Source organism: Enterobacter sp. SM3 (assembly GCF_009811935.2).
GTDB lineage: Bacteria > Pseudomonadota > Gammaproteobacteria > Enterobacterales > Enterobacteriaceae > Enterobacter > Enterobacter asburiae_D.
In genome coordinates this window covers 3,505,625-3,518,554 of record NZ_CP099971.1, presented here as the reverse complement: position 1 = coordinate 3,518,554, position 12,930 = coordinate 3,505,625, and the positions used below count along the sequence as shown (strand labels likewise).

Sequence of the window (12,930 nt, the reverse complement as noted above, 5' to 3'; positions counted from 1 at the left end):
AGGAGGTTTTATGCAAACCGAACGTATGACCATGGCCCAGGCGCTGGTCCGGTTCCTTAATCAACAGTACGTCAGCGTGGACGGCAACGAAACGCCCTTCGTGGAGGGCGTCGCCACCATCTTTGGGCACGGCAACGTGCTGGGCATCGGCCAGGCGCTGGAGCAGGATCCCGGCCATCTGCAGGTGATGCAGGGATGCAACGAGCAGGGCATTGCCCATATGGCGACGGGATTTGCCAAACAGCACCGTCGTCAGCGTATTTTTGCCGTTACCTCCTCCGTCGGGCCGGGCGCCGCCAATATGGTGACCGCGGCGGCCACCGCCACGGCGAACCGCATCCCGTTGCTATTGCTGCCGGGCGATATCTACGCCAGCCGCCAGCCGGACCCGGTGCTGCAGCAGATCGAGCAGTATCACGATCTCAGCATCAGCACCAACGACTGCTTCCGTCCGGTCTCCCGCTACTGGGACCGCATCAACCGTCCCGAGCAGCTGATGAGCGCCATGCTAAGCGCGATGCGAACGCTTACTGACCCCGCCAATACCGGGGCGGTGACCATCTGCCTGCCGCAGGACGTGCAGGGAGAAGCCTGGGATTACCCGCTCAGCTTCTTCGCGCGTCGCGTGCATCACATCGAGCGTCGTCCTCCTGACCCGCACCGTCTGGCGCAGGCGCGGGGGCTGATCGCCCGCAAGCGTCGTCCGCTGGTGGTGTGCGGCGGCGGCGTGCGCTATTCCGGCGCGCATGAGGCGTTTCGCTACTTTGTCGAGACGCTGCGGCTGCCGTTTGCCGAAACCCAGGCCGGAAAGGGGGCGCTGGTAAGTGACCACCCACTTAATCTCGGTGGGGTGGGCGTGACGGGCGGAATGGCCGCCAACCAACTCGCGCCGCAGGCTGACCTGGTGATTGGCATCGGCACGCGCCTGACCGATTTTACTACCGGCTCCAAGGCGCTCTTTTCCCACCCGGACGTCGAATTCCTGCTGCTGAACGTGGCCGAGTTTGACGCCCTTAAGCTGGACGCGACCGCGCTGATTGCCGATGCCCAAATCGGGCTCCAGGCATTAACCCACGCGCTCAAGGAGTATCGCAGCGGCTGGGGAGAGGCGATCGGCGAGGCGAAGTCCGCCTGGCGCGACGAGTGCCGCCGCCTGTGGGAGCGCCAGTGGCGTCCTGACGACGCGCCCGAAGTGGCGAGGCACCTGGATGCGCAGCTGGCGGAATACGGCGAGACGCTCAACACTCGCCTGACCCAGACGCGGGTGCTGGGGCTGATCAACCAGCATATTGAAGATAACGCCGTTGTGGTAGGCGCGGCCGGTTCGCTGCCGGGCGATTTACAGCGTCTCTGGCAGGTCAAAACGCCGGACAGCTATCACCTGGAGTACGGCTACTCCTGCATGGGCTACGAGATAGCGGCGGCCCTCGGCGCGAAGCTCGCCAGACCCGAACTGCCGGTGTACGCCATGGTGGGGGATGGCTCCTACATGATGCTGCACTCCGAGCTGCAAACCGCCGTTCAGGAGGGCATTAAGATCACCGTTCTGCTATTTGATAACGCCAGCTTCGGCTGCATTAACAACCTGCAGATGGGGCACGGCATGGGCAGCTTTGGCACGGAAAACCGCCATCGCAACCCGGAAACCGGGCGGCTTGACGGGCCGCTGGTGAAGGTCGATTTTGCGCAAAATGCGGAGAGCTACGGCTGCCGCGCGTGGCGGGTGCACGATGAGCAAAGCCTGCTGGCAGCGCTTGAGGCGTCACGGGCGCATCCTGGCCCAACGCTGCTGGACATCAAGGTGCTGCCGAAGACCATGACCCACGATTACGCCTCCTGGTGGCGAACCGGTGATGCGCAGGTGGCGGCGTCGTCTGCCGTGCGTGAGGCCGCGGAGCACACCCGGGCGCAGGTGAAAAAAGCCCGTCAGTATTGAGATTTCTCTTCGTAACGAAATTTTCATTTCATTTCCCCTCACCCTAACCCTCTCCCCAAAGGGGAGAGGGGATAGTTTGGTGCGCGCTTTTCTCCCTCTCCCCATTGGGGAGAGGGCCGGGGTGAGGGGCGTTGCCGCACGTCCTTCCATGTTGTGAGATTGATAACAAAATTTATCTCATTCATCTCAAAAGTGTTAACCCACACTCAAAAACATAATTTTCACTATTTATAAAAATGAAATAAATGTTTTATTTATAGGGTCGTTAGTTCACAGCATTCACCAACACCGGGAGCCGTTATGTTTAACATTGCTTTACTGGGCGCTGGCCGAATTGGCCAGGTACATGCAGCTAACATCGCCAGCCACGCCGCGACCACGCTCTGGTCCGTGGTTGACCCGAATCAGGAATTTGCCACCCGTCTCGCCGCGCAGTATCAGGCCCGCCAGCAGAGCCTGAGTGAGGCGATGACCGACCCTAACGTTCACGCCGTGCTGATTGCCTCCGCCACCGATACCCACGCGGATCTGATTGAAATGGCCGCCCGCCACGGCAAGGCTATCTTCTGCGAAAAGCCGGTACACCTTGACCTCGCACGCGTGCGCGACTGCCTGAAGGTGGTCAAAGAGTACGACGTGCCGCTGTTCATCGGCTTCAACCGCCGCTTTGACCCGCAGTTCCGCCGCGTGAAAACCGACGTGCAGGCCGGGCGCATCGGCAAACCGGAATCGCTGCTGATCATCTCTCGCGACCCGTCTCCGCCGCCTGCGGAATACGTGCGCGTCTCCGGCGGCATGTTCCGCGACATGACCATTCATGACTTTGACATGGCCCGCTTCATCATGGGCGAAGAGCCGGGGTCGGTGTATGCCCAGGGCAGCAACCTGGTGGATCCGGCGATTGGCGAGGCGGGGGATATCGATACCGCGTTTATCGTTCTGAAATATGCCTCCGGCGCGATGGCGACCATCGTCAACAGCCGCCGCTCTTCGTACGGCTACGACCAGCGCCTGGAGCTGCACGGCTCCGAAGGGCTGCTGTGCGCGGGCAACATTCTTGAAAACCAGGTGCAGCACTACGGCAAACAAGGCTGCACCAGCGCGCTGCCGGAACACTTCTTCCTGCAGCGCTACAAATCCGCTTACGCCGCGGAATGGGAACACTTTGTTGCGGTCCTGCGCGGCGAAGCGGTGCCTGACTGCAGCGGCGATGATGGTGAACGTGCGCTGTACCTTGCGGATAAAGCGCTGGAGTCACTGCGCAGCCAGCGCGAGATCGTCCTCTAAACACAACAACCCTACACAGAGAGACATAATAATGAAAAAACTGATCGTAGCCGCCCTCATCGCCATGACGTCCGGGGCCGCCCTCGCCGAAAACGAGCAAATTGTTTTCAGTACGCCAAACCTGGCCATGCCGTTTGAAGTTCACATGCAGCGCACGGCGGTGAAAGCCGCAAAAGAGATGGGCGTGAATCTTCAGGTACTGGACGGACAGGGCAGCTCGCCGAAGCAGGTGGCTGACCTAGAAAACGCCATTACCCGCGGGGCGCAGGGCTTTATCGTCTCCCCGAACGACGTGAACGCGGTCTCCAGCGCGGTGGATGAAATTCAGGATGCGAAGCTGCCGATCGTCACCCTTGACCGCTCCGTCGACAGCCAGAAGAAAGTGCCGCACTTTGGCGCCAACAACTACAAGGGCGGCCAGGCGGTTGGCGACTTCGTTAAAACCAAATTCCCCAACGGCGCGGACATCATTCTCCTCACCGGCCAGCCGGGCTCCTCTTCAAATATTGAACGCACCAAAGGGATCCGCGACAGCCTGAAGGCGGGCGGGGATAAATACAAGATCGTCGCCGATCAGACCGGGAACTGGATGCGTTCTGAAGGGATGCGCATCGTTGAAAGCGTTCTGCCCTCGCTGCCGAAGCGCCCGCAGGTGATCCTCTCTGCCAACGACGATATGGCGCTGGGGGCGATTGAAGCGCTGCAGAGCCAGGGCGTGAAGCCGGGTGAAATCCTCGTGACCGGGTTTGATGCGGTGCCGGAAGCGCTGGCCCGCGTGCGCGACGGCTGGCTGGCGGTAACGGCGGATCAGCGTCCGGGCTTTGCGGTGCAGACGGCGATGAGCCAGCTGGTGGCCAACGTGCGCGAGAAGAAAGCCATCACCGGGGCCGACTATCCGCCGACGCTGATCACCAAAGAGAACCTACAGCAGGCTGAGCGTATCGGTGAGGCCGGTAACTAATATGTCCCGAGCCGCCTCTGGCGGCTCATCATGAGGAGGAGCAGACTGATGTCGCAACCCTTACTGAAAGTGACCGACCTGGCAAAAAGCTTTTCCGGCGTCTGGGCGCTGAGCAGCGCCCAGCTGACCGTCGGCAGCGGAGAAATTCACGCCCTGCTGGGGGAAAACGGGGCGGGGAAATCCACGCTGCTGAAGGCGCTCGCGGGCGCGCAGCCGCAAACGCGCGGGGATATCTGGTTCAACGGCGAAACGCTGCCGGTGGACGACTCCCCGGTGGCGCGCCAGAACAAGGGCATTATCACCATCTATCAGGAATTCAACCTGCTGCCCAACATGACCGTCGCGGAAAACATGTTTCTCGGCCGCGAGCCGCGCAGGCGTAACCTGATCGTCGACGAAAGGGCGGTTAACCAGGAGGCGCAGGTCATTCTCGACTACCTGCAGCTAAACGTTGCGCCGACCACGCCGGTCGCCCGTCTGAGCGTGGCCCAGCAGCAGATGGTGGAGATCGCCCGGGCGCTGACCCTCAACGCCCAGTTAATCATCATGGACGAACCTTCCGCCGCGCTGAGCGACAGCGAGGTGGAAAGCCTGCACCGCGTGGTGCGGGAGCTTAAAAACCGCGGCGTGAGCATTATTTACGTTACCCACCGTCTGCACGAAGTTTTCCAGCTCTGCGATCGCTTCACCGTTTTCCAGGACGGCCGCTTCACCGGCACTGGCGCGGTGGCGGAGACCAACGTCGAACAGCTGATCCGCCTGATGGTCGGACGCGACGTGGCCTTTAACCGTCGCCCCGCCAGCGAAACGCATCATGAAGACAAACCCGTCCGCCTGGCGGTGAAGGGGCTGAGCCGCGAAAAGCCGCCGCTGGATCCGCACGGCATTGCCCTGCACGACATCAGCTTCCACGTCCACGCCGGCGAAGTCTTAGGCATTGCCGGGCTGGTGGGCGCGGGACGTACCGAAGTGGCCCGCTGCCTGTTTGGCGCAGACGCGTTTACCTCGGGGAGCTTTGAGCTGGACGGCGTGCCGTACCAGCCGCGCGACCCGCTGTATGCCCTCGACCAGGGCGTGGCGCTGGTGCCGGAAGACCGCAAAAAAGAGGGGGCGGTGCTGGGGCTGTCGATCCGAGACAACCTGTCGCTCTCCTGCCTCTCCTCGCTGCTGCAGTGGCGCTGGTTCGTGAACACCCGCAAAGAGGACGACCTGATTGAGTCCTACCGCCAGGCGCTGCAGATCAAAATGGTCAACAGCGCGCAGGAGGTGCGCAAGCTCTCCGGCGGCAACCAGCAAAAAGTGATCCTCGCGCGCTGCATGGCGCTCAACCCGCGGGTGCTGATCGTCGATGAGCCGACGCGCGGCATTGACGTGGGGACCAAATCGGAAGTGCACCAGGTGCTGTTTGATATGGCGAAAAAGGGCGTGGCGGTGATCGTGATCTCCTCCGATCTGCCTGAGGTGATGGCGGTGTCTGACCGGATCATCACCCTCAGCGAAGGCCGGGTGACCGGCGAGATCCACGGTGACGACGCTAACGAAGAACGGCTGATGACGATGATGGCCATCAACCACAACGCCCTGAACGCGGCATAACGGAGTTTCTCATGACGCAGATGATTTCTAAAACGCAGGCCCCGGTCAAACGCGCCGGACGCATCGATCCCATCGCCTTCTTCGAGCGCTTCGGGGTGCTGATTTTCATGATCCTGCTGCTGATCTTCTTCCAGTCGCAGAACAGCAACTTTTTCTCTGAACGCAATATTTTCAACATCCTGACCGAAGTCTCCATCTACGGGATCATGGCCGTGGGGATGACCTTCGTCATTCTCACCGCCGGGATCGACCTCTCCGTCGGCTCCATTCTGGCGGTGTGCGCCATGACCGCGGCGTACGTGATCAAAGGCGACAACTTCACCACCGTTGACCCGAACGCCTGGGGCGGCATGAGCTGGCTGATTGGGCTGGGGATTTGTCTGGCCATGGGCACGGCGATTGGCTTCCTGCACGGCCTGGGCGTCACCCGCCTGCGCCTGCCGCCGTTCATCGTTACCCTCGGTGGGATGACCATCTGGCGCGGCCTGACGCTGGTAATTAACGACGGCGCGCCGATTGCCGGTTTCGACCCTGGCTACCGCTGGTGGGGGCGCGGGGAGCTGCTCGGCATCTCTATTCCTATCTGGATCTTCGCCATCGTCGCCGTCGGCGGCTATCTGGCGCTGCATAAAACCCGCTGGGGCCGCTTCGTCTACGCCATCGGCGGCAACCCGGAGGCCGCGCGCCTGGCGGGGGTGAACGTCAAGCGCGTGCTGGTCAGCGTCTACGTGCTGATCGGCTGTCTGGCGGGGCTGGCGGGCTTCATCCTGAGCGCGCGTCTGGGAAGCGCCGAGGCGGTGGCCGGGATCTCCTTTGAGCTGCGCGTCATCGCCTCGGTGGTGATCGGCGGCACCTCGCTGATGGGCGGCTACGGGCGCATCGGCGGCACCATTATCGGCTCCATCATTATGGGCATTCTGATTAACGGCCTGGTGCTGATGAACGTCTCGGCCTACTACCAGCAGATTATCACCGGATTAATTATCGTTCTGGCGGTGGCATTCGATACCTATGCCAAAAGCCGTCGCGGCGCACTGTGAGGATCACGATGAAAGAGGTTCGTATTGGATTAATTGGCACCGGGTATATCGGCAAGGCGCACGCTATCGCCTATGCCCAGGCCCCGACGGTGTTCAACCTGCGCGGCAGGCTGGTGCGCGAGATGGTGGCGGAAGTCACGCCGGAGCTGGCGGCAGCGCGCGCGCAGGCGTTTGGCTTCAACCGCTCCACCGGGGACTGGCGGGCGCTGGTGGCCGACCCGGCCATTGACGTGGTGGATATTTGCTCACCCAACCACCTGCATAAGGAGATGGCGCTGGAGGCGATCCGCCACGGCAAGCACGTCTACTCGGAGAAGCCGCTGGCGCTGAACGCCCACGATGCGCGCGAGATGGTCGACGCCGCGAAGCGGGCCGGGGTGAAAACGCTGGTGGGGTTCAACTACATGAAGAACCCGACCGCGCAGCTGGCGAAGGAGATTATCGCCCGCGGCGAGATTGGCGAGGTGATCCACTTCTACGGCACCCACAACGAAGACTATATGGCCGACCCTCTGTCGCCCATTCACTGGCACTGCTTTAAAGAGACCGCCGGGCTGGGTGCGCTGGGGGACCTCGCGGCGCACATCGTCAATATGGCCCAGTATCTGGTGGGGGATATCGAGCAGGTCTGCGGCGACCTGAAGATCGTGGTCCCTGAACGCCCGGCGAAGGCCGGATCGTCAGAGATGATTGCCGTTGAAAACGAGGATCAGGCCCACGCGATGGTGCGCTTCGCGGGCGGGGCGCAGGGCGTGATTGAAACCTCCCGCGTTGCCTGCGGCCGCAAGATGGGGCTGTCGTACGTCATCACCGGAACGAAGGGCGCCATCAGCTTCACCCAGGAGCGCATGGCCGAGCTGAAGCTCTATCTGCATGACGATCCGGTGAACCGTCAGGGGTTCCGCACGCTGCTCGTCGGCCCGGCGCACCCGGACTACGCCGCGTTCTGCATGGGCGCGGGACACGGAATTGGCTTTAACGATCAAAAAACGGTGGAGGTGCGCGACCTGGTGGATGGGATTGCCGCCAACGCGCCGATGTGGCCGGACTTCGAAGAGGGCTGGAAGGTGTCGCGCGTGCTGGACGCGATTGCGCTCTCGCACCGCGAAGGCCGCTGGCTGAACGTGAACGACATTGTCTGATGAGGTATCAACGTGGAAAAGCAGTTTGATGTGATATGCATGGGCCGCGTGGCGGTAGACCTCTACAGCCAGCAGATTGGTGCCCGTCTGGAAGACGCGTCGAGCTTCGCCAAATATCTCGGCGGGTCATCGGGTAACGTGGCGTACGGCACCGCGCGTCAGGGTTTACGTTCGTCGATGCTGGCGCGCGTCGGCGATGAACATATGGGCCGCTTCCTGCGGGAAGAGCTCAACCAGGTGGGCTGCGATACCAGCCATCTGATTACCGATCAACAACGCCTCACGGCGCTGGTGCTACTCGGCATTAAAGACCGGGACACCTTTCCACTGATTTTTTATCGCGATAACTGCGCGGACATGGCGATTACCGCCAGCGATGTGGACGAAAGCTACATTGCCTCCGCACGTTGTCTTGCCATCACCGGGACCCACCTTTCTCATCCGCAGACCCGCGAGGCGGTGCTGACGGCGCTGGGCTATGCCCGCCGCCACGGCGTGCGCACGGTGCTGGACATTGACTACCGTCCGGTGCTGTGGGGGCTCACCGCCTTAGGCGACGGCGAAACGCGCTTTATCGCCGCCGATAAGGTCACCCGCGAGCTGCAGGAGGTGCTGCACCTCTTCGACGTCATTGTCGGCACCGAAGAGGAGTTTCACATTGCGGGCGGCAGCACGGATACCCTGCAGGCGCTGGGGCAGGTGCGCGCCGTCAGTGAAGCAGCGCTGGTCTGCAAACGCGGCGCGCTCGGCTGCTCGGTCTATACCGACGCCATTCCGCCCCGTCTGGACGACGGCCTGACGGTGACCGGCGTGCGCGTGGAGGTGCTGAACGTCCTCGGGGCGGGGGACGCGTTTATGTCCGGCCTGCTGCGCGGCTACCTGAACGACGAGGGCTGGGAGCAGGCGTGCCGCTACGCCAACGCCTGCGGCGCGCTGGTGGTCTCGCGCCACGGCTGCGCCCCGGCGATGCCGAGCAAAATTGAGCTGGATGACTATCTTTCCCGCGCTGCGGATGTGCCGCGCCCGGATCTCGACCCGCGTCTTAACCATCTCCACCGGGTGACCACCCGCCGCCGCGAATGGCCGGAGCTGTGCGTGATGGCCTTCGACCACCGCAGCCAGCTTGAGGATATGGCGATGCAGTGCGGCGCGTCGCTTAAGCGCATTCCGGCGCTGAAGCAGCTGATCCTGCAGGCCAGCCGCGAGGCGGCGAGCCGCGCCGGGCTGGAGGGCAAGGCCGGTCTGCTGTGCGACGGCACCTTTGGTCAGGATGCGCTGAATGCGATCACCGGGGAAGGGTGGTGGATTGGCCGCCCCATCGAGCTGCCGGGCTCCCGGCCGCTGGAGATGGAGCACGGCAACATCGGCACCCAGCTTATCAGCTGGCCGCAGGAGCACGTGGTGAAGTGCCTGGTCTTCTTCCACCCGGAAGATGCCCACGGCCTGCGCCTGGAGCAGGAGCAGAAAATCGCCGAGGTGTACCACGCCTGCTGCCGGTCCGGGCACGAGCTGCTGCTGGAGGTGATCCTGCCCGCGACCATGCCGCGCAGCGACGAGCTCTACCTGCGCGCCATCTCCCGCTTCTACAACCTGGGCATTTACCCGGACTGGTGGAAGCTGCCGCCGCTCTCGGCCGACGGCTGGACGGCGCTGAGCGAGATTATCGAACGCCGGGACCCGCACTGCCGCGGGGTGGTGATCCTCGGCCTGGACGCTCCGGCGGAACAGCTGCGCGCCGACTTCAAAGCCGCAGCGGGGCAGACGCTGGTGAAAGGCTTCGCCGTGGGGCGCACGCTGTTTGGCGATGCCTCCCGCGCGTGGCTGAAGCACGATATTGACGATGCGCAGCTGGTGGCGCGCATCCGGGACAACTACCTGCAGCTTATCGCCTGGTGGCGCGAGCGCGGACACGCATAATGGAGACGACAATGAGTGTGCAATTAGGCATTAACCCGCTGACGTGGACGAACGACGACCTGCCTTCTCTCGGCGCGGAGACGTCGCTGGAGACCTGTCTGAGCGAAGGGAAAGAGGCCGGTTTTGCCGGCTTCGAGCTGGGCAATAAATTCCCACGCGAAGCGCGCCTGCTAGGCCCCATCCTGCAGCGTCACGACCTGCAGCTGGTCTCCGGCTGGTACTCTGGCCGCCTGCTGGAGCGCAGCGTGGAGGAGGAGATCGCCGCCGTGCAGTCCCACCTGACGCTGCTGCGCGAGCTGGGGGCGAAGGTGCTGGTCTTTGCGGAAGTGAGCGGCTGCATTCACGGCGAGCAGCAGACCCCGGTTCACCTGCGCCCGCGCTTCCCACAGGCGCGCTGGAAAGAATACGGCGAGAAGCTTACCGAATTTGCCCGCTACACCCAGCAGCAGGGCGTGCAGATTGCCTACCATCACCATATGGGCACGGTGATTGAGTCAGCCGACGACGTGGACAACCTGATGATCCACACCGGGGAGGCGGTTGGATTGCTGCTGGATACCGGCCATCTGACCTTTGCCGGGGCCGATCCGCTGGCGGTGGCGCAGCGCTGGGCGTCGCGCATCAACCACGTTCACTGCAAAGACGTGCGCGCCGACGTGCTGGCGGACGTGAAAAACCGCAAAACCAGCTTCCTCGATGCGGTGCTGAGCGGCGTGTTTACGGTGCCGGGCGACGGCTGCGTCGATTACCCGCCGATTATGCGGCTGCTGAAGGCCCAGGATTATCACGGCTGGCTGGTGGTTGAGGCGGAGCAGGATCCGGCGATTGCCCATCCGCTGACCTACGCCCGTCTGGGGTATAACAACCTGAGCCGTCTGGCCCGCGACGCCGGACTGATTTGAGGAGGGGCCATGTCACGTCTGTTATCACGCTGGCAACAGCCGAACGCGGAGGGGCGCACTCAGTCCGTCACGCCAGAAAGCGCAGGGTGGGGCTACGTCGGCTTTGAGGCGTATGAGCTGCAGGAGGGGCAGACGCTGACGCTGCCCGCCGTCCGCGAAGAGCGCTGCCTGGTGCTGGTCGCCGGGCGGGCCTCCATCAGCACGCCTTCCGCGCAGTTTAACGACATCGGCGAGCGGATGAGCCCCTTCGAGCGCATCAAGCCGTGGGCGGTGTACGTCACCCCGCAGGAAACGGTGCAGGTGAAGGCGCTGACGAAGCTGGAGCTGGCGGTCTGCGCCGCGCCGGGCAAAGGCACGTATCCGACGCGGCTGATTGCGCCGCAGGATATCGACGGTGAAGCGCGCGGCAAGGGTCACAATCAGCGCTACGTGCATAATATTTTGCCGGAAGACAGGCCCGCCGACAGCCTGCTGGTGGTGGAGGTGTGGACCAATGAGGGCTGTACCAGCTCGTACCCGAGCCATAAGCACGACACGGATAACCCGCCGCAGGAGACGTATCTGGAGGAGACCTACTACCATCGCCTCAACCCGGAGCAGGGGTTCTGCATGCAGCGCGTCTACACCGACGACAGAACGCTGGATGAGTGTATGGCGGTCTATAACCGTGACGTGGTGATGGTGCCGAAGGGTTACCACCCGGTCGCGACGATGGCCGGGTATGACAGCTACTACCTCAACGTGATGGCGGGGCCGGTGCGCAAATGGATGTTCACCTGGGAGGAGGATCACGCGTGGATTAATCGGGATTATCCCACAGAGAGGGGGGACTGAGACGGCCTTTCTTGTCGGGTGGCGCTGCGCTTACCCGACCTACGAAATCGTAGGCCCGTGAAAGCGTAGCGCCGCCGGGCGAATTTTTCTCAGTGCGTCCGCCTCGCCTGCTCAATCGTCCGGGCGATAGCCTCCGGCTGGCTGACCATCGACACGTGGCTCGCGGAGACCTCGGTGGTTTTCGCATGGATCGTCTTTGCCATCGCCCGTTCCAGGTCGGGGTTGATCATTCGGTCATTCTTGCTGACCACATACCAGCTCGGTTTGTCATGCCACGCCGCGTGGGCAATCTTTTCACCAAACGCCTCGGCCTTAATCGGCCCCTGCGTGGCTGCAATCGTATCTTGAATGGCTGGCTTCACGTCAGGCGCGAAGTCCTTCCTGACGGCTTCCGTCGGCAGGTATAAATAGCCGTCCGCCGTTTTAGCGATGCCCGCGCTGCCCGGCGGGGCAGGGTAGCTTCCTGCCAGGTCCGCCGTCGACTGGCCGGAGTCCGGCGCAAACGCCGCCACATACACCAGCGATTTTACCCGCGCATCGTTGCCCGCCTCGCTAATCACGGTGCCGCCCCACGAGTGGCCCACCAGAACCACGTCACCCTGGGCGCGGGCGATGGCCCGCCGCGTGGCCGCAACGTCATCCTTAAGCGAGGTGAGCGGGAGCTGGACGGCAATGACCTCTGCGTGCTGTTTCTGCAAAAGGGTAATCACCTTATTCCAGCTGCTGCCGTCGGCAAACGCGCCGTGGACCAGCACCACGCTGGTTTTACTCTGCGCAAAGGCGCTGGCGGAAAGCGCCAGCAGGCCTGCCGTCACTACAGACAGTGCTTTCATCTTCAGACTCCTTAAAAGTGATGGACCGCCGCGTGGGGCGGGACGGTGAATTCAACGGTTTTGTGGTCGAGCGGCTTGTGCGTCGGGTCGGCCAGAATAATGGTCACCTTGTGTTTACCGGCGGGCAGCCCCACCAGGATCACCGGCTCTCCGCTGGCGTCAGCCCAGTGCCACGGCGCGTCATCCACCACCACGTGAATGTGACCGATGCGCGGGGTAACCTTGAGCGCTTCGGGGCCGAATACCGGCTCGATGCGCAGGTTTTCGGCACGGTACTGAATAAACACCGCGCCTTTGCTCAGCGGCCCGGCAAGCGGCGGATCGACGATCAGCTTTGCGGGCGGCTGCGGCTGCGCCAGCGGCGCAACGGCGGCGGGGCCGTTAACGTCCGCGGCGCTCAGGTTGTCCAGCGGCGTGGCCCGGGCATGGGCTACAGATGCCAGGAAAAGCAGGGGGATAAGTGCATAACGACGGATCATCGG

11 protein-coding genes are annotated in these 12,930 nt (G+C 62.9%); 9 read left to right on the top strand and 2 right to left on the bottom strand.

The annotated features are described in order from the left end of the window. Nucleotides 1–10 precede the first annotated feature (10 nt). The 9 genes from iolD (at nt 11) to iolB (ending at nt 11,615) form a co-directional block, all read left to right on the top strand. Nucleotides 11–1,936, top strand: a complete 1,926-nt coding sequence (iolD, locus tag GVO84_RS16440) for a 3D-(3,5/4)-trihydroxycyclohexane-1,2-dione acylhydrolase (decyclizing) (protein ID WP_159514680.1) — start codon at nt 11–13, stop codon at nt 1,934–1,936. Nucleotides 1,937–2,236: 300 nt separating this feature from the next. After that, entirely contained in the window at nt 2,237–3,223 is a 987-nt protein-coding gene (iolG, locus tag GVO84_RS16435; protein WP_159514679.1) for an inositol 2-dehydrogenase, read from the top strand. 31 nt (nt 3,224–3,254) lie between these two features. Then, nucleotides 3,255–4,184 (top strand): substrate-binding domain-containing protein, encoded by a 930-nt coding sequence (locus GVO84_RS16430; RefSeq protein ID WP_159514678.1) that lies wholly within the window; start codon nt 3,255–3,257, stop codon nt 4,182–4,184. Nucleotides 4,185–4,232: 48 nt separating this feature from the next. Beyond that, nucleotides 4,233–5,780, top strand: coding sequence for a sugar ABC transporter ATP-binding protein (locus tag GVO84_RS16425; RefSeq protein ID WP_159514677.1), 1,548 nt, complete (start codon nt 4,233–4,235; stop codon nt 5,778–5,780). A gap of 11 nt (nt 5,781–5,791) precedes the next feature. Next, entirely contained in the window at nt 5,792–6,820 is a 1,029-nt protein-coding gene (locus GVO84_RS16420) for an ABC transporter permease (protein ID WP_028014045.1), read from the top strand. Nucleotides 6,821–6,828: 8 nt separating this feature from the next. Beyond that, entirely contained in the window at nt 6,829–7,962 is a 1,134-nt protein-coding gene (locus tag GVO84_RS16415; RefSeq protein WP_159514676.1) for a Gfo/Idh/MocA family protein, read from the top strand. 12 nt (nt 7,963–7,974) lie between these two features. Next, nucleotides 7,975–9,879, top strand: a complete 1,905-nt coding sequence (locus GVO84_RS16410) for a bifunctional 5-dehydro-2-deoxygluconokinase/5-dehydro-2-deoxyphosphogluconate aldolase (protein ID WP_159514675.1) — start codon at nt 7,975–7,977, stop codon at nt 9,877–9,879. A gap of 11 nt (nt 9,880–9,890) precedes the next feature. Beyond that, nucleotides 9,891–10,781, top strand: a complete 891-nt coding sequence (iolE, locus tag GVO84_RS16405) for a myo-inosose-2 dehydratase (RefSeq protein ID WP_121425164.1) — start codon at nt 9,891–9,893, stop codon at nt 10,779–10,781. 9 nt (nt 10,782–10,790) lie between these two features. Further along, a complete protein-coding gene (gene iolB, locus GVO84_RS16400) occupies nt 10,791–11,615 on the top strand; it encodes a 5-deoxy-glucuronate isomerase (protein WP_159514674.1) in 825 nt (274 codons plus the stop codon). A gap of 89 nt (nt 11,616–11,704) precedes the next feature. Here iolB and GVO84_RS16395 read toward each other — a convergent pair whose 3' ends face one another. Then, entirely contained in the window at nt 11,705–12,448 is a 744-nt protein-coding gene (locus GVO84_RS16395; protein WP_159514673.1) for an alpha/beta fold hydrolase, read from the bottom strand. 11 nt (nt 12,449–12,459) lie between these two features. Further along, nucleotides 12,460–12,927, bottom strand: coding sequence for a DUF6130 family protein (locus GVO84_RS16390; protein WP_159514672.1), 468 nt, complete (start codon nt 12,925–12,927; stop codon nt 12,460–12,462). Nucleotides 12,928–12,930 lie beyond the last annotated feature (3 nt).

Excerpts from the sequence above, each read along its gene's own strand:
- iolG (WP_159514679.1), top strand. The coding sequence starts at position 2,237 with ATGTTTAACATTGCTTTACTGGGCGCTGGCCGAATTGGCCAGGTACAT.
- iolD (WP_159514680.1), top strand. The coding sequence starts at position 11 with ATGCAAACCGAACGTATGACCATGGCCCAGGCGCTGGTCCGGTTCCTT.
- GVO84_RS16395 (WP_159514673.1), bottom strand. The coding sequence starts at position 12,448 with ATGAAAGCACTGTCTGTAGTGACGGCAGGCCTGCTGGCGCTTTCCGCC.
- GVO84_RS16420 (WP_028014045.1), top strand. The coding sequence starts at position 5,792 with ATGACGCAGATGATTTCTAAAACGCAGGCCCCGGTCAAACGCGCCGGA.
- GVO84_RS16430 (WP_159514678.1), top strand. The coding sequence starts at position 3,255 with ATGAAAAAACTGATCGTAGCCGCCCTCATCGCCATGACGTCCGGGGCC.
- GVO84_RS16390 (WP_159514672.1), bottom strand. The coding sequence starts at position 12,927 with ATGATCCGTCGTTATGCACTTATCCCCCTGCTTTTCCTGGCATCTGTA.
- iolB (WP_159514674.1), top strand. The coding sequence starts at position 10,791 with ATGTCACGTCTGTTATCACGCTGGCAACAGCCGAACGCGGAGGGGCGC.
- iolE (WP_121425164.1), top strand. The coding sequence starts at position 9,891 with ATGAGTGTGCAATTAGGCATTAACCCGCTGACGTGGACGAACGACGAC.
- GVO84_RS16415 (WP_159514676.1), top strand. The coding sequence starts at position 6,829 with ATGAAAGAGGTTCGTATTGGATTAATTGGCACCGGGTATATCGGCAAG.
- GVO84_RS16425 (WP_159514677.1), top strand. The coding sequence starts at position 4,233 with ATGTCGCAACCCTTACTGAAAGTGACCGACCTGGCAAAAAGCTTTTCC.